Source organism: Streptomyces sp. NPDC026522 (genome assembly GCF_055567555.1).
Genome location: NZ_JBVHQF010000008.1, coordinates 139,458 through 158,342, shown reverse-complemented (window position 1 = coordinate 158,342; position 18,885 = coordinate 139,458). Strand labels below are relative to the sequence as shown.

18 protein-coding genes are annotated in these 18,885 nt (G+C 71.3%); 10 read left to right on the top strand and 8 right to left on the bottom strand.

Annotated elements, in window-relative coordinates; translation table 11 throughout:
• The first annotated feature begins 59 nt into the window (after window positions 1-59).
• Both ACZ4M3_RS21825 and ACZ4M3_RS21820 read left to right on the top strand, forming a co-directional pair.
• Window positions 60-1,250: a cytochrome P450 gene (locus tag ACZ4M3_RS21825; RefSeq protein ID WP_467735013.1), complete on the top strand. Its 1,191-nt coding sequence runs from the start codon at window positions 60-62 to the stop codon at window positions 1,248-1,250.
• 184 nt (window positions 1,251-1,434) lie between these two features.
• A complete protein-coding gene (locus ACZ4M3_RS21820; RefSeq protein ID WP_467735011.1) occupies window positions 1,435-1,971 on the top strand; it encodes a hypothetical protein in 537 nt (178 codons plus the stop codon).
• A gap of 78 nt (window positions 1,972-2,049) precedes the next feature.
• Here the strand turns inward: ACZ4M3_RS21820 and ACZ4M3_RS21815 are convergent, their stop codons facing one another.
• Window positions 2,050-3,054 carry a magnesium and cobalt transport protein CorA gene (locus ACZ4M3_RS21815; protein ID WP_467735009.1) on the bottom strand — a complete coding sequence of 335 codons (1,005 nt, stop codon included), beginning with the start codon at window positions 3,052-3,054 and terminating at the stop codon, window positions 2,050-2,052.
• Between the two features lie 110 nt (window positions 3,055-3,164).
• Here ACZ4M3_RS21815 and ACZ4M3_RS21810 point away from each other — a divergent pair, with 110 nt between their 5' ends.
• On the top strand, window positions 3,165-4,748 hold the full coding sequence (locus tag ACZ4M3_RS21810) for an FMN-binding glutamate synthase family protein (RefSeq protein ID WP_467735007.1): 1,584 nt from the start codon (window positions 3,165-3,167) through the stop codon (window positions 4,746-4,748).
• Window positions 4,749-4,799: 51 nt separating this feature from the next.
• Window positions 4,800-6,527 carry a thiamine pyrophosphate-dependent enzyme gene (locus ACZ4M3_RS21805; protein WP_467735005.1) on the top strand — a complete coding sequence of 576 codons (1,728 nt, stop codon included), beginning with the start codon at window positions 4,800-4,802 and terminating at the stop codon, window positions 6,525-6,527.
• Between the two features lie 94 nt (window positions 6,528-6,621).
• Here ACZ4M3_RS21805 and ACZ4M3_RS21800 read toward each other — a convergent pair whose 3' ends face one another.
• The 4 genes from ACZ4M3_RS21800 to ACZ4M3_RS21785 form a co-directional block, all read right to left on the bottom strand.
• Window positions 6,622-7,584, bottom strand: coding sequence for an aldo/keto reductase (locus ACZ4M3_RS21800; RefSeq protein ID WP_467735003.1), 963 nt, complete (start codon window positions 7,582-7,584; stop codon window positions 6,622-6,624).
• A 122-nt stretch (window positions 7,585-7,706) separates the two neighbouring features.
• A complete protein-coding gene (locus ACZ4M3_RS21795) occupies window positions 7,707-8,237 on the bottom strand; it encodes a DoxX family protein (protein WP_467735001.1) in 531 nt (176 codons plus the stop codon).
• Between the two features lie 73 nt (window positions 8,238-8,310).
• Window positions 8,311-8,805 carry a hypothetical protein gene (locus tag ACZ4M3_RS21790; protein ID WP_467734999.1) on the bottom strand — a complete coding sequence of 165 codons (495 nt, stop codon included), beginning with the start codon at window positions 8,803-8,805 and terminating at the stop codon, window positions 8,311-8,313.
• Window positions 8,806-8,858: 53 nt separating this feature from the next.
• Window positions 8,859-9,215: an STAS domain-containing protein gene (locus ACZ4M3_RS21785; RefSeq protein ID WP_467734997.1), complete on the bottom strand. Its 357-nt coding sequence runs from the start codon at window positions 9,213-9,215 to the stop codon at window positions 8,859-8,861.
• A gap of 200 nt (window positions 9,216-9,415) precedes the next feature.
• On the opposite strand from ACZ4M3_RS21785, the gene ACZ4M3_RS21780 reads away from it, so the two are divergent.
• A complete protein-coding gene (locus ACZ4M3_RS21780; RefSeq protein ID WP_467734996.1) occupies window positions 9,416-9,895 on the top strand; it encodes an ATP-binding protein in 480 nt (159 codons plus the stop codon).
• A 36-nt stretch (window positions 9,896-9,931) separates the two neighbouring features.
• Here the strand turns inward: ACZ4M3_RS21780 and ACZ4M3_RS21775 are convergent, their stop codons facing one another.
• The gene (locus ACZ4M3_RS21775) at window positions 9,932-10,195 is read right to left on the bottom strand and encodes a DUF4404 family protein (RefSeq protein ID WP_467734994.1); all 264 of its coding nucleotides are present in this window, start codon (window positions 10,193-10,195) and stop codon (window positions 9,932-9,934) included.
• Between the two features lie 239 nt (window positions 10,196-10,434).
• Between ACZ4M3_RS21775 and ACZ4M3_RS21770 the strand changes: the two genes are divergently transcribed.
• The 4 genes from ACZ4M3_RS21770 to ACZ4M3_RS21755 all read left to right on the top strand — a co-directional run bounded on the left by ACZ4M3_RS21770 (window position 10,435) and on the right by ACZ4M3_RS21755 (window position 12,740).
• On the top strand, window positions 10,435-10,713 hold the full coding sequence (locus ACZ4M3_RS21770) for a GlsB/YeaQ/YmgE family stress response membrane protein (RefSeq protein ID WP_467734992.1): 279 nt from the start codon (window positions 10,435-10,437) through the stop codon (window positions 10,711-10,713).
• Window positions 10,714-10,840: 127 nt separating this feature from the next.
• Complete coding sequence (locus tag ACZ4M3_RS21765) at window positions 10,841-11,494, top strand: glyoxalase (RefSeq protein ID WP_467734990.1); 654 nt, start codon at window positions 10,841-10,843, stop codon at window positions 11,492-11,494.
• A gap of 128 nt (window positions 11,495-11,622) precedes the next feature.
• Window positions 11,623-12,171, top strand: coding sequence for a GNAT family N-acetyltransferase (locus ACZ4M3_RS21760; protein WP_467734988.1), 549 nt, complete (start codon window positions 11,623-11,625; stop codon window positions 12,169-12,171).
• A 143-nt stretch (window positions 12,172-12,314) separates the two neighbouring features.
• Complete coding sequence (locus ACZ4M3_RS21755; RefSeq protein WP_467734986.1) at window positions 12,315-12,740, top strand: DUF6003 family protein; 426 nt, start codon at window positions 12,315-12,317, stop codon at window positions 12,738-12,740.
• 65 nt (window positions 12,741-12,805) lie between these two features.
• Here ACZ4M3_RS21755 and ACZ4M3_RS21750 read toward each other — a convergent pair whose 3' ends face one another.
• Complete coding sequence (locus ACZ4M3_RS21750) at window positions 12,806-13,246, bottom strand: ATP-binding protein (protein ID WP_467734984.1); 441 nt, start codon at window positions 13,244-13,246, stop codon at window positions 12,806-12,808.
• Between the two features lie 372 nt (window positions 13,247-13,618).
• On the opposite strand from ACZ4M3_RS21750, the gene ACZ4M3_RS21745 reads away from it, so the two are divergent.
• Window positions 13,619-13,780, top strand: a complete 162-nt coding sequence (locus tag ACZ4M3_RS21745; RefSeq protein WP_467734982.1) for a hypothetical protein — start codon at window positions 13,619-13,621, stop codon at window positions 13,778-13,780.
• Between the two features lie 87 nt (window positions 13,781-13,867).
• Here ACZ4M3_RS21745 and ACZ4M3_RS21740 read toward each other — a convergent pair whose 3' ends face one another.
• Window positions 13,868-18,517 (bottom strand): FG-GAP-like repeat-containing protein, encoded by a 4,650-nt coding sequence (locus tag ACZ4M3_RS21740; protein WP_467734980.1) that lies wholly within the window; start codon window positions 18,515-18,517, stop codon window positions 13,868-13,870.
• Window positions 18,518-18,885 lie beyond the last annotated feature (368 nt).

Below are 18,885 nucleotides of genomic sequence, written 5' to 3'. Positions count from 1 at the left end.
AACGCAACGTAGCTTTCGGTGCGCGTCAAACACGTATCGTCGCGAGATGAGGAACGGCCATGAGTGAATCCCTGCACACCGTCACGACGCCTCCGGCGGAGCGCCGGCCCGGCTGCCCTTTCGGCCCGCCGGCAGAGCTGACCGACGCCCACCGGCGCGGCCCCATCAGCCGCTACACCCACCCCGGTGGCCGGCCCGGCTGGCTCATCACCGGATACGGCCTGGTCAGGTCGGTCCTGGCCGACCCGCGGTTCAGCTCGCGCAAAGAGCTCCTGAACGTGGTCGACTTCCAGATCCCTCCCGCGCCGCCCGGCGAGTTCCTCCTCATGGACGAACCGCAGCACGGGCGTTACCGGAAACCGCTGGTGGGCAAGTTCACCGCACGCCGGATGAGACTGCTCACCGAGCGCATCGAGCAGATCACCGCCGACTGCCTCGACGCCATGGAGGCGGCCGGTCCGTCGGCGGACCTGGTGGCCGCGTTCGCCAAGCCGATCCCCACCATCATCATCTGTGAACTGCTGGGCGTGCCGTACGAGGAGCGGGACTCCTTCCAGGAACAGATCGACAAGTTCATGAACGGGGAGACGAACGACGAGGACCTGCTGGCGGCCTATACGGCGACCCAGGACTACCTCGCCCAACTGGTCGCCGCCAAGCGCGCTAACCCCACCGACGACGTGCTCAGCGAACTCACCGACAGCGACCTGACCGACGAGGAGCTGCAGGGGATCAGCCTGATCCTGCTGGCGGCCGGCTTCGACACCACCGCGAACATGCTGGCCCTCGGGACCTTCGCGCTGCTCCAGAACCCGGCGCAACTGGCCGCGCTGCGCGCCGATCCCGCCCTCATCGACCAGGCCGTGGAAGAGCTGCTGCGCTATCTGAGCGTCGCCAAGTCGTTCATGCGGACGGCGCTGGTGGACGTCGAGGTGGGCGGCCAGGTCATCGAAGCCGGCACGACGGTCGTCCTGTCGTACAACACCGCCAACCGCGACCCGGAGCGCTTCGCCGATCCCCATGTGCTCGACCTCCGGCGGGAGTCCGGCGGCCACCTGGCCTTCGGCCACGGCGTCCACCTGTGCCTGGGCCAGCAGCTGGCCCGGGTCGAGATGCGGGTCGCGCTCTCCGCGCTGCTCCAGCGCTTCCCCACGCTGCGCCTGGCCGTGCCGGCCGAAGACGTTGCCGTGCGCCCGGAGACCGCGGACATCCACGGCGTGAAGAAGCTCCCGGTCACCTGGGACGTGTGACCGTACGTCAGGTCGGGCGGGCCCTTGCGGGGCCGCTCGTCCGGTGGACTCGGCGGCCCCGCCGTGGCGTTGGCGGGGGCGGCCGGCAGAAGGCCCTTTACTGGGATTCGTCGGACCTCGTCTCCTCGGCGGTCTACCGTACGGTCATGCCGTGCTGCCTGCCGCGGTCTCATGAGGAGGATCCGTGTCGTCGTCGTATGACCCCCAGTACGCTCCTGCCGGTGATGTGGGCGCAGCGCTCATGGTGATCGACTCCCGGCTCAAGGCCATTTACGACGGCAAGACCGGTACCGATCCCGAACAGCGGGCACTGATCGACCAGTTCCTCGCGTCTTTGACGCCCGGGGGAGCCCGGGACCTGCTGGACGGCGCCTGCACCCTCATCTACATGTTCATGACCTGGCTGCGAAAGGCGTACGAAGGCCACGACAAGGACGTCATCGAGTACGTGGTGCCCGACCTCGTGGCCACCATGCGCACGATGCGCAAGAGCGTCCGTCCCGAGTTCATCCCCACCATGGCCGGCATGGTCATCGCGGCGGGCACCGGCCTGAGCCCCAGCCTGTGGCGGAAGCAGTACGGAGAGTGGACCCCGGACGAGATGAACCCCCTCGAAGCCACCGCCTTCCTGCTCGCGGAGCACATCAACCGGCTCACCGGTGACCGCGATTACGCCACCCGCCTGATCAGCAACGCCCTGTCCAGCGCGGACCAGGGCTGAACCTGCGGCCGCCGTGCCGATCGGCCCGGCCGAGCCTGCCACTCCCCGGCAGCAGGGGCCGCTGACGGGTGTGTGCGGCTACAGCCAGCCGTTGCGGCGGAAGGCGCGGTAGAGGAGACCGGAGGCCAGGGCCATGAGGCCGAGGGCGAGCGGGTAGCCGTAGCTCCAGCCCAGCTCGGGCATGTGCTCGAAGTTCATCCCGTAGACGCCCGCGACCATGGTGGGGATCGCGAAGATCGCCGCCCAGGCCGAGATGCGGCGCATGTCGTCGTTCTGCCAGGTCCCCACCCGCGCCTGCTGCGCGTCCAGGACCGAGGTCAGCAGCTCGTCCAGGGACCGGACCTCGGTGTCGGTACGGCTCAGATGGTCGGCCACGTCGCGGAAGTAGGGCAGTGCCTTCGGCGGATGGCCCTGGCCGCCCTGCCCCGGGCCGCCCTGCCTCGGGCCGGCCAGGAGCCCCTGGAGGACGGGGACCAGGGGCGCTACCGCGTCCCGGAACTCCCGCACCTCCCGTTTGAGGGAGTAGATCGCCTCGGTGTGGTCGACGCGGGAGGTGGAGAAGACGCAGTCCTCCAGCGCGGTGAGCGCGGCCCGCACCTTGTCCGCGGCATCGCCGTACGCGTCCACGGCCACGTCGAGCACGGCGTGCAGCACGGACAGCGGGCCGAACCGCAGCATGCCGGGGTCGGCTTCGAGCCGCCGGGCCGCTTCCGCGGCCGGATCGACCGGACCGTGCCGCACGGTGAGGACGTACCTGGGCCCGACGAAGAGCATCAGCTGCCCGGTCTCCACCGCGGCCTCCGCATCGACGTACCAGAGCGTCTTCAACGCGACGGCCAGCACGTCTCCGAAGCGTTCCCGCTTCGGGCGCTGCCGTGCCTGGACCGCGTCCTCGACCGCCAGCGGATGCAGGCCCAGCTCCCCGGCCAGCTGCACCAGCTCGGCCTCGGCCGGGTCGACCAGCCGCACCCAGCCGAACTCGCCCTCGCCCAACCCGCGCAAGCGCTTGAGCACCAGCCGGCAGGCCTCGTCCTCCAGGCCGCACTCCACCGTCTCCGCCCGGCCCGATCGTTCCTCGTACACGACGCATTCCATGCCACCCGCATGCTTCAGCGCGCCGACTTCATGCATCTTTCATGCACCACCGTCCGGCCAGCGGGATTGGCGCGCGGGCATGCGGACACAAGCGGGGCGTGCTCAAGATACTTCTGGTGGTCCTCGTCGGCTCGACGGCGGCGCTCGCGACGCTCGCCGCCCTCCTCGGCTCGCCCTTGTGGTGGGCCGCGGCCGCGCCCCTGCTGCTGCTCCTGCTGATCGCCGTCCACGACCTGCTGCAACGGCGGCATTCCATCCTGCGGAACTACCCTCTCCTCGGGCACCTGCGGTTCGCCCTGGAGGCCCTGCGGCCCGAGATCCAGCAATACTTCATCGAGCGCAACGTCGACGGCAGCCCCTTCGACCGCGACATCCGCAGCATCGTCTACGAGCGGGCCAAGGGCACTGACGCCGAGGAACCCTTCGGCACCGAGCTCGACCTCTACCGGCCCGGCAGCGAATACCTCACCCCCTCCATGGCCCCGCTCCCGGTACGCACCGACCCGCCCCGGGTCCGGATCGGCGGACCCGACTGCACCCAGCCGTACGACATGGCCCTCCTGAACGTCTCCGCGATGAGCTTCGGCTCGCTGTCCGGCAACGCGGTCCTGGCCCTCAACACCGGCGCGCGGCTCGGCGGCTTCGCCCACGACACCGGCGAGGGCGGCCTGTCCGAGTACCACCTGCGGCCCGGCGGTGACCTCGTGTGGGAGATCGGCACCGGATACTTCGGCTGCCGTACCGAAGAAGGGGACTTCGACGAACGGCAGTTCGCGGAGAAGGCCACACACCCCCAGGTCAAGTGCGTGTCGTTGAAGATCAGCCAGGGTGCGAAGCCCGGCATCGGCGGCGTCCTGCCCGGGGCCAAGGTCAACGCGGAGATAGCGAAGGTGCGCGGGGTGCCGCAGGGGGAGACCGTGATCTCGCCGCCGTACCACCGCGTGTACTCCACCCCGCGCGAGCTGGTGCGCTTCCTGGCCCGGATGCGCCGGCTCGCCGGCGGCAAGCCGGTCGGTTTCAAGCTGTGCGTCGGCTCGCGCCGCGAGTTCCTCGCCGTGTGCAAGGCCATGCTGGAAGAGGACACCACGCCCGACTTCATCGTCGTCGACGGGGCGGAGGGCGGGACGGGCGCGGCACCCCTGGAGTTCGCCGACAACGTCGGCCTGCCGCTCGACGAGGGGCTGATGACCGTGCACAACGCGCTCGTGGGCGCCGGCCTGCGCGACCGCATCCGGATCGGGGCCTCGGGCAAGGTAGCCACCGGCAGCGACCTCGTCAAACGCCTCCTCCAGGGCGCCGACTACACCAACGCCGCCCGCGCCATGATGTTCGCGATCGGGTGCATCCAGGCGCAGCGCTGCCACACCAACACCTGCCCGGTCGGCGTCGCGACCCAGGACGAGCGGCGCGCCCGCGCCGTGGACGTCGGCGACAAGTCGCAGCGGGTCCGGCGCTACCAGGAGGCGACCGTGAAGAGCGCCCTCCAGATCATGGCGTCGATGGGCGTCGCGGACCCGCGCGGGCTGCGGCCCCACATGCTGCTGCACCGGGTGGACCCGCACACCGTCCGCTCGTACGCCGAACTGCACGCCTGGCTCACCCCCGGCGAGCTGCTCGCATCTCCGCCCGAAGGCTGGGCAGGCGACTGGGAGGCGGCCGATCCCGACCGCTTCACCAGCTGATTCCCCCCGGCACCGCACCGAGGGGCCGCAACCGGACCGAAGGGCACTTCCGTGGCACGTACCGTCGCCAACGTGATCGTCAGCGCACTGAAGGAGCTGGGCGTCCAGCACGTCTTCGGCGTCGTAGGAGACGCCCTGAACCCGCTGACCGACGCCATCCGTACCACCGACGGCCTGGAGTGGGTCGGCTGCCGGCACGAAGAAGTCGCGGCCTTCGCCGCCGGGGCGCAGTCCCAGCTCTCCGGAACCCTCGGGGTCTGCATGGGCACGGTGGGGCCCGGTTCCGTCCACCTGCTGAACGGCCTCTACGACGCCGCCAAGAGCCACGCCCCCGTCCTCGCCATCTGCGGCCAGGTTCCGCTCGCCGAGATCGGCAGCGACTACTTCCAGGAAGTCGACAACGACCTCCTCTTCCGTGACGTGGCCGTCTACCGGGCCACCGTCACCTCCCCGGACCAGATGCCGCGCCTGCTCGAATCCGCCGTACGGGCCGCGGTGACGCAGGGCGGCGTGGCCGTCCTTACCGTTCCCGGGGACCTCGGCGACCAGGAGCTGACCGACGACCGGCCCACCCGCTTCGCCCTCGACCGCGCCGTCACCCGCCCCGACGACCCGATGCTGGAGCGGGCCGCCGCCCTGCTGAACGAGGCGTCCCGCGTCACGCTGCTCGTCGGCCAGGGCGCCCGCGAGGCCCGCGCCGAGGTCATGCAGGCCGCCGAGCTGCTGGCCGCGCCCATGGTGCTCACCCTGAAGGCGAAGGAGGGGTTCGAGGACGACAATCCCTTCCAGGTGGGTCAGACCGGCCTCATCGGCAACCCCGCCGCGGCCCATGCGCTCGACAGCGGGGACGCGTTGCTCATGCTGGGGACCGACTTCCCGTACCGGGAGTGGTACCCGCAGGACGTCAAGGTGGTACAGGTCGACGCACGCGAGGACCACTTGGGGCGCCGGACCTCCGTCGACGTGGGCCTGGCCGGTGACGTGGGCGCCACCCTGCGGGCCCTGTTGCGGCTGCTGGAAGGGGCCCGCGAGCGCGCCCACCTGGACGACGCGCGGGAGCGGTTCGTCAAATGGCAGGAAGGGCAGCAGCGGCTGGCCGACCCCGCGCACGAGCACCGTGTGACCGGGAAACTGCGGGCGGCGCTGGACAACCGGGACCACGAGATCCGCCCCGAGGCACTGGCCGCGGCGGTGGACGCGCACGCGGCCGAGGACGCCGTCTTCACCTCCGACACCGGAATGGCCACCGTCTGGCTGTCCCGCTTCGTCACCATGCGCGGCAGCCGGCGCCTGATCGGTTCGTACAACCTCGGCTCGATGGCCAATGCCATGCCCCAGGCGCTGGGAGCCCAGCTCTGGGCGCCCGACCGGCAGATCGTCGCCTTCTGCGGGGACGGCGGCCTGAGCATGCTGCTGGGCGACCTGATGACGATCAAGACGTACCGGCTGCCGGTGAAGCTCGTCGTCTTCGACAACCGCCGGCTGGGCATGGTCAAGCTGGAGCAGGAGCAGATGGGCCTGCCCGAGTTCGGTACGGAGCTCGACAACCCCGACTTCGCCGCCGTCGCCTCGGCCCTGGGCCTGACGGGGATCCGGGTCACCGACCCGGCGGAGCTGGACGACGCGGTACGCCGGGCCTTCGACACCCCGGGCCCGGTCCTGCTGGACGTCCTCACCAACCCCGAGGAAGTGGCTGTGCCGGGCAAACCGACCGTGTCGCAGGGCTTGGGCTTCGCCATGGCCAAGGTCAAGGAGATCCTGCCGGGCCGCCAGGACTGACCCGTCCCGCCCACCCCGGATTGCGGCACACCGGATCACGGCACGACGCCCTTCGCGCGCTGCCCGGGCAGCCCCGGGCAGCGCGCGGCCCCCGCTACGGCAGCGGTGCGCCACGGGCGGCGAGCCAGAGGGCGTACCACTCCTCGTGCGTGAGGTCGGGCTCGCGCACCGCCGCGTCGCGGCAGGCGCGGATGCGGTCCGGGCGCCCGCTGCCGACGACGGGGACGATCCGGGCCGGATGCCGCTGTAGCCACCACAGCAGGACCGTCTCCGGTGTCGTGCCCTTGGCCTCGGCCAGCGTACGCAGGAGCAGGGCGGCCGCGTGCTGCTCCGGGCTCTCCTGCCGCCCGGTGTAGCGGCCTTGGGCCAGGGCGCCCCAGGCCTGGAGGCCGATGCCGCTCGCGAGACAGTACTCGATCGTGCCGGAAGGGAAGCCGCCTGCCGCCGCGGCGGGGGTGTTGACGAGCACCCCGTCCTCCAGCCAGTCCCGGCGGTCCAGGCTCATCTCCAACTGGTTCGCGACGAGCGGGAAGTCGAGGTGTGCCTGGAGCCGGGCGATCTGGGCCGCGTTCATGTTGGACACGCCGAACGCGCGTACCAGCCCCTGCCGGCGGAGCGAGGTGAGCGCCGCCGCGGTGTCCTCCGGGTCGGCCAGTGGGTCGGGCCGGTGCAGCAGCAGGACGTCGATGACGTCGGTCCGCAGGCGGGTCAGGCTCTCCTCGACCCGGCGGGTGATGCTGACGCCCCGCAGGTCGTAGCTGCCGGGCCGCTCACCGTCGGCGAGCCGGATCCCGCACTTGGTCTGCAGGGTGATCCGGTCGCGCAACTCCGGTGTGCGGGCGAGGACCTCGCCGAAGACGGCTTCCGCCTTCCCGTGCCGGTAGATGTCGGCGTGGTCGAACACGCTGATTCCGCTGTCGAGCGCGGCCTCGACCGCGGCCTCGGCCGCGTCGATGTCGGCGGCCCGGTACGAGCCGGTGTCCCAACTTCCTCCGAGGGCCATGCATCCGTAGAGCAGCCGGGGGCCGTTGCCTGTCGCTGGTGCCTTGATCGCCATGACCTCACCCTACGAGCGGTCGGCGACAGTGCGCGGGGTGAGGCCACGGACGGGCACAGGCACTGCCACGCTCCGGCGGAGCGGCCCGGGCGCGCGGGTCCGGCGGTCGGCCGTGACGGTGCTCAGCGGTCACCGCGTGCCACGGCCTTGGCCCGGGCGGCCGAACGCGCCGCGGCCGCCTCGACGGGGCGCCGAACCGCCCGCACCGGATGCCGGCGGTCGAGTACGTGCCGGGACCGGTAGGCGAGCGACGGCTTGCCGTGGGTGTCAGCGGCGGCGATGAGCAGCCCGCCCAGTGCGGAGAGGTCCGTCAGGAAGTGGGCGCGCCGGCGGGCCCGTTCCTCCGGGTCCTCCACCGTCCAGAAGGCGTGTTCGACGAGGGTGGTCGGCACCAGTGTGGCGGCGAGGGTGAGCGCGGCCAGGCGCGGGGCGCGTCCCGCGGCGAGCAGCAGCCCCGCTCCCGTCTGGATCGCGCCGTTGACGCGTACCAGCCCCAGCGGGTCGCCGGCCAGCGCCGGGATGCGTTTTCCGACGGCCCGGACGACGGGTTGCGCGAGTTCCGCCGCGGCTTCCGGACGGCGCAGGGTGCGCAGTCCGGAAGCGACGAACGGGGCGGCGAGCAGGGGGCGGGCGAGCTTTCGAAGAACGGCCATGCCTCGCTGGTGCCCCGGCCCCGCCGGTCCATCCGCCGGTCCGTCCGCCGGTCCGGTCAGCCGGCCCGTCCGGTCAGCCGGCCGGCTGTGGCGCGTCCTGCACGGCGCGGGCGTGCACGCACATGGCGTCGGCCGGAGCCGCGGGGATCCGCATCCGACGCAGCAGGTCACGCGTCGTACGCAGGGTCAAGGTGCTGCGCCAGGTGGTGCCCGGGTAGCGGGACCGCAGGTGCGACAGGGCGCGGGTGCCGATTCCGGTGGAGCGGAGGTGACCGTCGAGGTCCACGCCGGTGATCACGCCCTCGGCGCAGGCGGTGCATATCCGGTGGTGGATCTGACCGACGACCTTGCGGCCTCGCACCAGGAGCAGACACTCCTCGCCGGGCCCGGCGCCCTCGCTGGGGATGTGGGCGGTGAGGAAGGCGATGTCGCGGTACGCGAGGACCCTGCGCCGCAGCCGCCTGCCGAACCCGCTGCGGCGCAGCCGCCGCGCGCCGTGTGCGGGCACCTCGTAGTCGGCGGCGGAACGGAAAAGTGTGCGCGTGGGGCGTGCATGCTCTCCGGACATGACCCTCGTGTGCCCAGCGGACCGGCCTGCACGCTTCCTCGCCCGAACTCGGGTCAGGCGGCGGCTTCCGGTGCGAGGGCTTCGTGGAGAGTGGGGTAGCAGGACAGGACGTGGTCGAGGCCGACGACGCGCAGCAGATCCGCCAGCGGACCCGGGGTGTGCGCCAGGCGCAGCCAACCGCCGCGGGCCCGGGCCGCGTTGTTGACGGCGACCAGCACGTTGATGCCGCTGGAGTCCATGAACGTGACGTCGTGGAAGTCGATGACGGTGTGCCGGGCGCCACTGCCGTCCGCGGTGAGAGCCCGGCGGAAGGCGTTGGCGGTCGTGTGATCGATCTCCCCGGCCGGGACGAGGACGCGCACGCCGGAGGCGGTCGTGTACTGAGAGACGGTCAAGCGGGCCTGGGTCATCCCGTCTCCTGCTCTCGTCGTGGCGCTACTGAGCAGCTCCTGCCCTCCACGCAAGCGCACACGACGGAGCGGTGTCAACCTCTCGCGTCGGGCTGGACCCCATTTGCGGGGCAAGCGGGGCAGCCGCCGGGCAGTCGTGGGATGCTTCGCGGGCGCAGCGTGACTTTCGTGTGACGATCATGTGAGACGGGGCGGGATGCATGGAGCGGGCCGCAGGGGGCGAAGGCCGAGAGGCGGAGCGCGGGGAGCCGCTGTCGACGTCGGCCGCCTATGAGGGCGGCTCCGCCTGCATCGGTAACGCCCGGCACCTGGCCACGCGCTTCCTCCTCGATGTGCGGACCGTGCACGGGCTGCCGGTCTCGGAGCGGGCCCTGGACGTGACCGAGCTGGTGGTCAGCGAGCTGGTGACGAACGCCGTGAAGTACGCGCCCGGCCCGATCGTGCTCGATCTGCGGATCACCGACGGCACGGTGCGGGTGTCGGTGTGGGACGGTGATTCGTCCCTGCCGGACGTCGCCGCCCACGACCCGCAGCGAGTCGGCCGGCACGGACTGGAGATCACCCACGCCGTGAGTCAGGCCTTCGAGGTGCGGCGCGAGCCGGTCGGCAAAAGCGTCACGGCACTGATCGCACTGACCGACGACCCGGGCGGGAACACGGCCGACCGCAGCGCACGGTGACCGCCGTGGGCCGCCGCGGCCGGTGAAGCAGGTGCTTCATATGCCGATGTTGGCCAGCGCCACGCCGATGCTGCGCAAAGTCCCGGCGACCTTCGGATGGCCGGCTTCGAAGCGTTCCACCGCCAGGTTCACCCCGCCGGCCAGGCCGGAGTGGGGCGCGGCGGCGCCGCTCCGGAGCCGGTCTTCGATCTTGTCGATCAGTGCGTGTACATCCGCACGCTCCTGCGAAGAGAGCGCCGGCTGCTCATCGAGCTGCTTGCGGAGCGACTGAAGCTGGTGCTGCAAGTCGGGCACGGACACGGGATTCTCCTCCACTGGGCACGCTGGGCACGCTGGGCATCAAGCGCTCGGCCGCGGGAGCGAACGCTGCCACGGGCCGGGGCCGACAGCCATTCCACTGCCCCGGCGAGCGCCCTTGATCCTTCCACGGCGGTGGCACTCGACGAGCGAAACGATCAGAAGACGGGGCGTTTGAAACCGTCTTCACGGCGCACACGACCGTTGACAACGGCTTTATCCATCGAGGTAGGAGGCGCATCATGGGCATTCTGGCCTGGATTCTCATAGGGCTGCTCGCGGGTCTCATCGCCAAGGCGCTGATGCCGGGCAAGGACCCGGGCGGCATCATCGTCACCACGCTCATCGGTATCGCGGGCGGCCTGCTCGGCGGCTGGCTCGGCAAGGTCATCTTCGGCGTCGACTCCATCGACGGCTTCTTCGATCTCTCCACCTGGATCGCGGCCATCATCGGCTCCGTCATCCTGCTCGCCGTCTACCGCCTGGTCACCGGCGACAGGCGCCACCACAGCCACGCCTGAACCGACCCACCCTCGCCTCATGCCGTAAAGGCTCCGCCCCCTGCCTCAGGGCGCGGAGCCTTTCCGCTGCCCCGACAACACCGGGCAGGATCGGAGAAGCCCCGGGTACCGGGCGGCCCCTAGCGTGATGCACATGGCAACCACCACAGCACCCACGTCCCTCGCGTCCGTCATCCTCGAAGTGGCCGACCCCGAGGCGGCCCACCGCTTCCACACCGCCTTCGGAGTGGATGCGTACGTCGGCCTGCGGGCGTCCCGGGCGCACTCCGCCGGGTTCCGCGGTTTCGCCCTGGCGCTCACGGTGTCCCGGCCCGCCACCGTCGACGGCTTCCTCGACGCCGCCGTACAGGCCGGCGCCACGGTGCTCAAGCCCGCCGCGAAGTCGCTGTGGGGATACGGCGGCGTCGTCCAGGCGCCGGACGGGACGATCTGGAAGGTCGCGACCTCGGCGAAGAAGGACACCGGCCCGGCCACCCGCGAGATCGACGAGATGGTCCTCCTGCTCGGCGTCGAGGACGTGAAGGCGAGCAAGCAGTTCTACGTCGCCCAGGGCCTGACCGTGGGCAAGAGCTTCGGCGGCAAGTACACCGAGTTCACCGCCGCCGAGTCCGACCCCGTCAAGCTGGCCCTGTACAAGCGCGGCGCCCTGGCCAAGGATCTCGGCGTCCCGGCCGACGGCGCCGGATCGCACCGCATCGCCCTCGGCGGCAAGGCCGGCTCCTTCGCCGACCCGGACGGCTTCACCTGGGAGGCCGCCACGCCGCTCACTCCAGCGCCGTAGCGGCGGCCGCGCCGTTCAGCGGGACGGCGGGCCGGCCGGGGACCAAGATCCCCGGAAAAGGCTGCTGAGCCTTGGGCCGCCCCCGGTTATCCTGCCTCGTCCCGAACGTGCCGGAGAGGTGCCCCACCATGAGCAGTGCAACGTCGTCCTTTCCCGACCGGATCGAGCTCTCGGGGGAGGGCCTCGTCCTGCGCGACTGGACGGAGGCGGACCTGCCCGCGCTGCCGAAGCTGTTCGACCACCCCGACATCGCGTACTGGACGCCGATCGTGTCCCCCTTCGACGAAGCGGCCGCCCGCGCGCGGCTGGACCGGGACCGGCAGCTGCGGGCGGAGGGCACGGTCATCCTGCTCGCCATCACCGTCGACGGCGGCGAACCGCTCGGCGAGGTGATGCTGCGGCGAGCCCCCGAGGGCACGGAGCTCGGCTACGCGGTGGGCCCGGCCCACCGCGGCCAGGGGCTGGCGGCGCGCGCGGTACGGGTGCTGGCGGCGTACGCCTTCGAGCAACTGGGCGTACGGCAGGTGATCCTGGAGCTGGAGGCGGAGAACGCCGCGAGCGTCGCCGTGGCCACCAGGGCCGGTTTCACCCTCCTGGACGTGCCGCTCATCACCGGCGAGGAGAAGGGGCGGCCGTTCGCCCTGCAGACGTGGGGCCTGAACGCCCCCGGTGCATGAGCCGGACCCGGCGATCCCGTCGCCCGCGCGGAGGCCCGGGCCGGACCGGGGCCCGCGCGGGCGGACAACCGGCTTGATCCCGCCGGGAGGGGGTAAGAGCACCGCGATCCGCAACAGCTACGGTGTGCCAGGAGAGACCCACGATGACGGATGACGCCTACCTGTTCCTCACGGATACCGGTTCCGGTTGGCAGGGAACGCCGCTGGCCCTCGTCGGAGAGCTGGAGTGCCTGGACACCCCCGCCGTGCAGGCGTGGTTCGCCGCCCAGGGAGTCAGCCCCGCATCCCCGAGCGTCCGGGTGGTGCCCCCGGAGCAGAGCGGCCTGATCCCCGCGGCCGCCGAGCGGCTCCCGGTCCCGCTGGGGGCCGCGGAACTGGAGCGGGTCCGGCGCGCCGCGGCCACGGACCCCGTGGCGAGCGCCGAGGAGGAACTGCTCGCATTCCGCGAGAGCAAGGAGAACCGCGACACCCTGCTGCGCCGGGCCCTTGCCGCCGGTGTGCCGGCGCATCGGATCGTCGAACTCTCCGGCGTCGACCCCACTACCTTGTCCGCCGCCTCGCAGGCCTGAACCCCCTCTCAACCGGCGGCGTGCTCCAAATCGCCGAAAGGCCTTCGGAAGGTGTTCGAGCGGCCCTACAGGCTGCCGTCCACATCGTGCCGGGACAGGCGCGCGCGGATGGTCTTCCCGCCGTCCTCGTCAGGGGCGACCGTCACCTCGGTGGAGAGGCGATGGACCATCGGCCAGCCGAAACCGCCCGCGCTTCCGTTCAGGTCGGGTGCCCGCATCCTCGGCGGCCGGGAGCTGGAATCGTGGACGAAGACGTCGATGGAGTCCGCCCCGGCCGTCAGCCGCAGGGCGCAGTCACCGCCGACGTGCCGCAGGGCGTTGGTGACCAGTTCCGACACGACGAGCGCGACGGTGTCCCGCACCACGGGCGCGACGGGCGGCTCAAGACTCCGCAGGAACGCTGCTGCGGCCCGGCGGCCCTCCGCCACGGCTCCCGGCCCGTCCGCCCGGAGCCGAAGGCCACGTTCCGCGACGGTCGTTGTGGTGTCGGTCCCCGAGTACTGCATCAGACTCACCCCGGTCTCTGCTCGCCCTGTACTTCCGTGTGTGGTCACTGCTCCTCCGACGCAGGTGCCCTGAGTTACAAGCGTGTAACGGCAGCGTGGATCCGGGGCGGGACCGGTTGACCAGTTCCGAGGCCAAGGGGCCCAAACCGCATCCGACTTACCCGCCGAAGACGCACCGCCGCAGGAGAAGCCGGTCGAACCGCCGCGGCCGCAGCCCCCGACGAAACCGAAGACGGAGTCCGCCGTACGCCGGCCCCGCATGATCGTGCGCAACCGGCGCACGGCCGCGCTCACGTTCCGGGCCGACGGGGGGCGGCCAAGAAGGGGGTCCGGCACGCCGTTGAGACCGTACGCGGCTGGGGTCACCCGGCCTTGGACGAGCGGGAGCTCGGGACGGCCGTGGAGCAGCTCGTCACGGCCGCCGTGGCGGACGACGGCCGGCGGACGTGGGCCGTCCTGGACGCCGCCCCCGGCGACAGCGCGCCCGGCGCACGGCGGCGTGACGGGCGCAACCCCGACGGCCGTTCGCCGTGAACGTGAGGCCCCGCACCGGGACGGTGCGAGGCCTCATGGGTGGGACGCGGACGGTCACCGGCCGCTCAGCGGTGGCCGGTCACCGCGTCACCAGGTGCCGGGCAGGGTCTGCCAGCTGAGGAATGCGTTCTCGAACCCGCCGTCCTGACGTCCCTGCAGCGTGAACGCTCCGGTGCCGCCGGCGTAGTAGTTGTACATGCTCAGGACGTCGTCCCGGCCGTCGCCGTCGGAGTCGCCGGACACCGGCATGCCGGCGTTGACGGCGTACCAGTAGCCCTCCGGGGTCTCCCAGCTCTTCAAGCCCGTCGTGGCAACGGTGCCCCCCGGCTGGCCGGTCAGCGTGAACAGTGCCGCGTGGCCGTCCCCGTAGTCGTACATCAGGGCGGCGTCGGCCCGGCCGTCCCCGTTGTAGTCGCCGACCGTGAACTTGGTGCGCGCGTAGTCCCACTGCTCCTTCGTCTGCGTCCAGGACTTCACCGGGGCGGCGAAGCCGCCGTTCGGCTGCCCCAGGCCGGTGAACATGGCCACCCCGCCCGCCGAGTATCCGTACAGGGCGAAGAAGTCGTCCCGGCCGTCGCCGTTCACGTCGCCGGAGCGGAACGTGGCATTGAAGATCCACCAGTTGCCCGGTCCGGTACGCCAGCTGGCCACCGCCGGGTTGAACGATCCGTCGGACTTGGCGGTCCACGTGTGGGCGCCGGCGTCGCCGTTGCCGTAGTCGTAGACCATCGCGATGTCGGCGCGCTTGTCGCCGTTGAAGTCGCCGGCCAGCGGGACCGCCTTGGCCCAGTCGAAGTTGCCGGACGGAAGGGTCAGCCCCTTCAGCGGGGTGAAGGTGCCGGTGGCGTTGGAAAGGAACGACCACAGCGCGTTGCTGCCGTCGGCGTAGCCGTACATCGCGCCGATGTCCGTGCGGCCGTCGCCGTTGAAGTCACCGCTGACCCACTTGGCGCGCTGGTACGAGAAGCCGCCCTTGGCGCTCGTCCAGCGGACCGTCGGGGCCTCGAAGCCGCCGTCGGGGCGGGCGTTGAGCACCCACAGCGCCGTCGTGTCGTCGCCGTAGTCGTAGACCGTGGCGAGGTCCGTGCGGCCGTCGCCGTTGAAGTCTCCGGACAGGTCGGTGCGCAGGTGCGCGGTGCGGTCGCCGGGCTGGTGCTCGACGGTCGCCCCGGTGGTGCTGTTGTGGCGGATGTAACCCTTCTCGAAGTCCTCCCGCGGACCGCCCGCGACGTCGTACTCGTCGGACGTCGGGTAGCCGAGGACGCTCTTCTCGCCGCCGAGGGCGATCCAGCGCTTGCGGATGGAACCGAACACGGACCAGGCGCCGTTGGCCCTGGTCCAGTAGACGGAGGCCGTGGCCTCGGTGTCCGTGCGCTTGCGGAAGTGGTTGAAGCGGGCGACGGAGCCGTCGCCGACGTTGGTCTCGTCGGTGACCGGGTAGCCCAGGGGACTGGCCGGGCCGCCGAGCGAGACGTACTTGCCGTACACGCTGCCGTGCACCGACCAGGAGCCGGTCTCGGGCGTCCAGTAGATGGCGCCCTTGCCGCCGGCTGCCGAGTAGAAGGTGGAGAACCGGCCGACGCCGTCGAAGGTGGCGGTCTCGTCGGAGGCCGGGTAGCCGAGGATGCCCTTCTCCGCGCCGAGCGCGAGCCACTTGGCGCGGATGGAGCCCCACACCAGCCAGGCACCGGAGTTGGGGTGCCAGTAGATGGACCCGTTGTCACTGCTCTGGCCGGGGCCGCGCAGGTTGACGTAGCGGCCGGCCCGGTCGCCGGTCTCCACCACGTCGGTGGTCGGGTAGCCGATCGAGGTGCCGCCCTTGGCCAGGAACTTGGCCAGGATGGGGCCGCACAGGGTGTGGGTGCCGGTGGCGGGGGAGGAGAACGCCTGGCACTCGGACCAGGGGGTGCCGCCGAGCACGAGCTGCCGGCCGGAGGCGAACGCCTGGCCGTCGGCGAGGGCCTTGCCCGGGAACTCGGTGATGCGGCCGTCGCCGTTGCGGGACCACAGGTCGGGGTAGCCGTCGCCCTCGAAGTCGCCCTCTGTCCCCAGGTGCGGCAGGGCGGCGCCGGTGTACGGGCTGCCGATGGAGGCGTAGCGGACCGCGGGGTCGCCGTAGACGGTCAGGTCCAGGGCGGTCCAGGAGTCGGCGGTGCCCTCGGCGGCCTTGCGGCTGGTGTACTGGTGGATGGTGCCGCTGACCGTGTCGCGGGCCCAGATCTCCGGAAGCGCGTCGCCGTTCAGGTCGCCCGGCGACATCACGGTCATGTTCTTCCAGTCGGCGTTGCCGAGGGCGATCGGCCCGCGCCCCATCTCGTCCAGGAAGGTGGTGGTGGAGCCGGCGTACAGCCAGAGCCTGTCCCCCTCCTTCACCAGCAGGTCCGCCTGGTCGGAGTCGTCGATCTTCCCGTCCTCGTTGTCGTCGTTGACGCTGGAGACGGACACGACCTGGTCGGCGTTGGCCCAGTGGTCGTCCTCGTCGGGCCGGCCGACGCTGAGCTCGACGCGGTCGCTGTCGGCGTTCAGCAGGTCGCCGTTGCCGCGGCCGGGGTAGACGTACAGGTTCTTGCGGGAGTTGTCCGGGCTCGGCCGCAGGGCGACGAGGTCCTCGTAGTAGTCCTCGTTCCAACTGCCGCGGTGGGTCAGCGAGGCGGCGTCGGCGAAGGAGCCCCGGTCGAGCTGCTGGGACAGGTCGAACTGGCCGTCGCCCTTGCCCGGGTGCATCCACAGCAGCCCGGAGCCCGGGTCGACGCTCCAGATGTCCACCGTACCGTCGCCGTTGAGGTCGCCCGGCTTGTCACGGGTGGGCAGCCGCTTGGCGTAGAAGAGGTACTCCTTGAGGTCCGACCGGTTGCCGGAGGGGTCCAGGCTGCGCACGTACAGGCGCTGCGGGCCGGCCGTGCTCGGCTTGTACGCCACCTCGACCGAGCCGCCCGCGGCGGCGGTCCTGACGTCGCGGACCTGCGGCTCGGAGTCCGTCCACCACTGGTAGGAGCTCACGTCCTTGACGCCGTTGGCACCCAGGGTGAACGTGCCGTTGGTGCGTGCCGGGGCTGCCTTGTCGGGGTCGTTCTCGGGGAACTGTGCCGAGGTCACGGACGGTCGCTTGTCGGGCCGGGTCCGGTCGACCGTGAACAGGCACTGGCCCGCCCAGGCACTGGGCCTGGTACCGCCGTCCAGGGCCCGGACGTCCCACCGGTAGGTGCCGCTCAGGTCCTTCGCCGGGATGCGCAGCTGCGCGACGTTGCCGTTGGTGACCTTCACGTTGGCCTTGACCGGGTCGTACGCGCCGTCCTTCCAGTAGTGGAACTCGGCGGTCAGGGAGTTGTCCTCGGCGTCCCGGAGCCGTGCGCGCAGCACGACCTCGTCGGTCGCGCCGATGGTCCCGCCGGTGCAGGGCACCGAAGGGTCGGTGGAGCGCTCCTTCGGGGGCTCCGGCGGGGTGTTGAAGGTCGTCGAGATGCGCGCGCTGTTCGGGTCGAGCTTGCGCCATGAGACGTCGACGGTGTCCTTGGCGGCCTTCAGACCGAAGGTCCAGTTGCCCCAGTGCTTCTGCGCGGCCTCGGCCACGGCCGACTTGACGTTGAACTCGACGAGGTCGCCGTCGCCGGGGCAGTTGCGTCCGCCGAACGACTGGCCGGTGGCGTCGATCTGACTGATCCAGGCCGGCTGGTTGTTCCAGGTGGTGGAGGTGGAGATGGTGCCGGTGTCCCAGACCTGGATGTCGCCGGACTTGCAGCTCCACGAACCCGCGGACTTCTGCTTGATGCGCAGCGTGGACTCGATGATCTGCTTGTTCCAGTAGTCCTTCATCCCGACCTGGAAGAAGGTCTTGGCGCAGATGACGGCGTTGCCGTTCGCGGCGTCCTTGGCGCAGCCGACGCGGGCGTCCTTGCTGAGGGTGCCGCCGTTCCAGTAGTTCGTGCTCGCGGAGTTGGCGAACGCGTTGTGCTTGTAGGCGATCGTCCACGCCTGCTTCCACGCGTCCCAGGTGGGGTCGATGACCACGGGATACGTGGTGCCGGGGCCCGTCAGCAGGTTCCGGTCCGGGGTGAGCGTGAGCGTCTCGCCCTGGAGCCGGACGCCGAGGTCGGCCTGTTTGGCGCCGGTGTTGATGCCGTTGACGGGCTCGGCGGCCGGCGTCGCGCCGGGTGCGACCGGCTGCCCGGCGGCGGACGCGAGGGCGCGGGCGGCCGGCTTCTGCGCGGCGGTCGGTTGCGGATCCGTCTGCCGGGGCGCGGCGGACTGCTCGCTTCCGGCGTCCCACATCTGCGGCTTCGGTGCGCCGAAGAGGGTCTTGCCGGCGGGGTCCACGGCGCGCAGCTGGCCGTCGGTCTCGGTGCGCAGGGTCAGGCCCTTGGCCTTGAGGCCGAAGTCCAGCCGGGCCAGGGCCGGGTTCTGCGCGGCCTCGCGGGTCTTGACGACCAGCGCGTGCGAGAAGCTGTCGACGTTCGCGGTCACCCGCAGATCGACCCCCGGCAGCACCTCGGGGTAGACGGCGCTGTTCCCGGACAGGGTGGGCTTGGGGAGCGGTTTGGGCCAGGTGAGGGAGATGTTCCGGCCGTTCTCGGACATCACCGCGAGCGGGGCATCGCCGCCGCCGGAGAAAGTCAGGCCGATCTGTGCGGCCTTCGGGGAGAGCCGTCCGTCCTCGGTCTCCCGCAAGGTGGCGTCCGCCGGAACGAGCTTTCCGTCGTGCCGGACGCGGACCGGAACGAGGGCGCGATTGGCCGTCATCGTACCGTCCGGATTTGCCCAGACGTCGTCGGTCTCGGTCCTGCGATTGACCAGTTCGACGGCCTTACCGGTGCGCTTCGCTTCGGCGGAGGCTTGTATTCCGTCTTTCTCGGCGGCCGCGGTTTCCGCATCGGCGGCGGCGCTTGGGGCCGGTGCGGCAACCGCGGGGACGGGGCCGGCCCCGATCAGGCCTGCGGTCAGCGCCAACGCTATGACCAGCGCTGATGTTCTGCGTCGCGGCGGATCGACGGCGCGCGACCGCGCCAGGGGTGATCTCACGGAACGTCCTAGGGGTCGTCCCGCACGTCCGGGGATCAGCGCGGCCGTGCGGGTGCTTTCACAGTCGGGCTTAGCTTCTCACGGCTCGC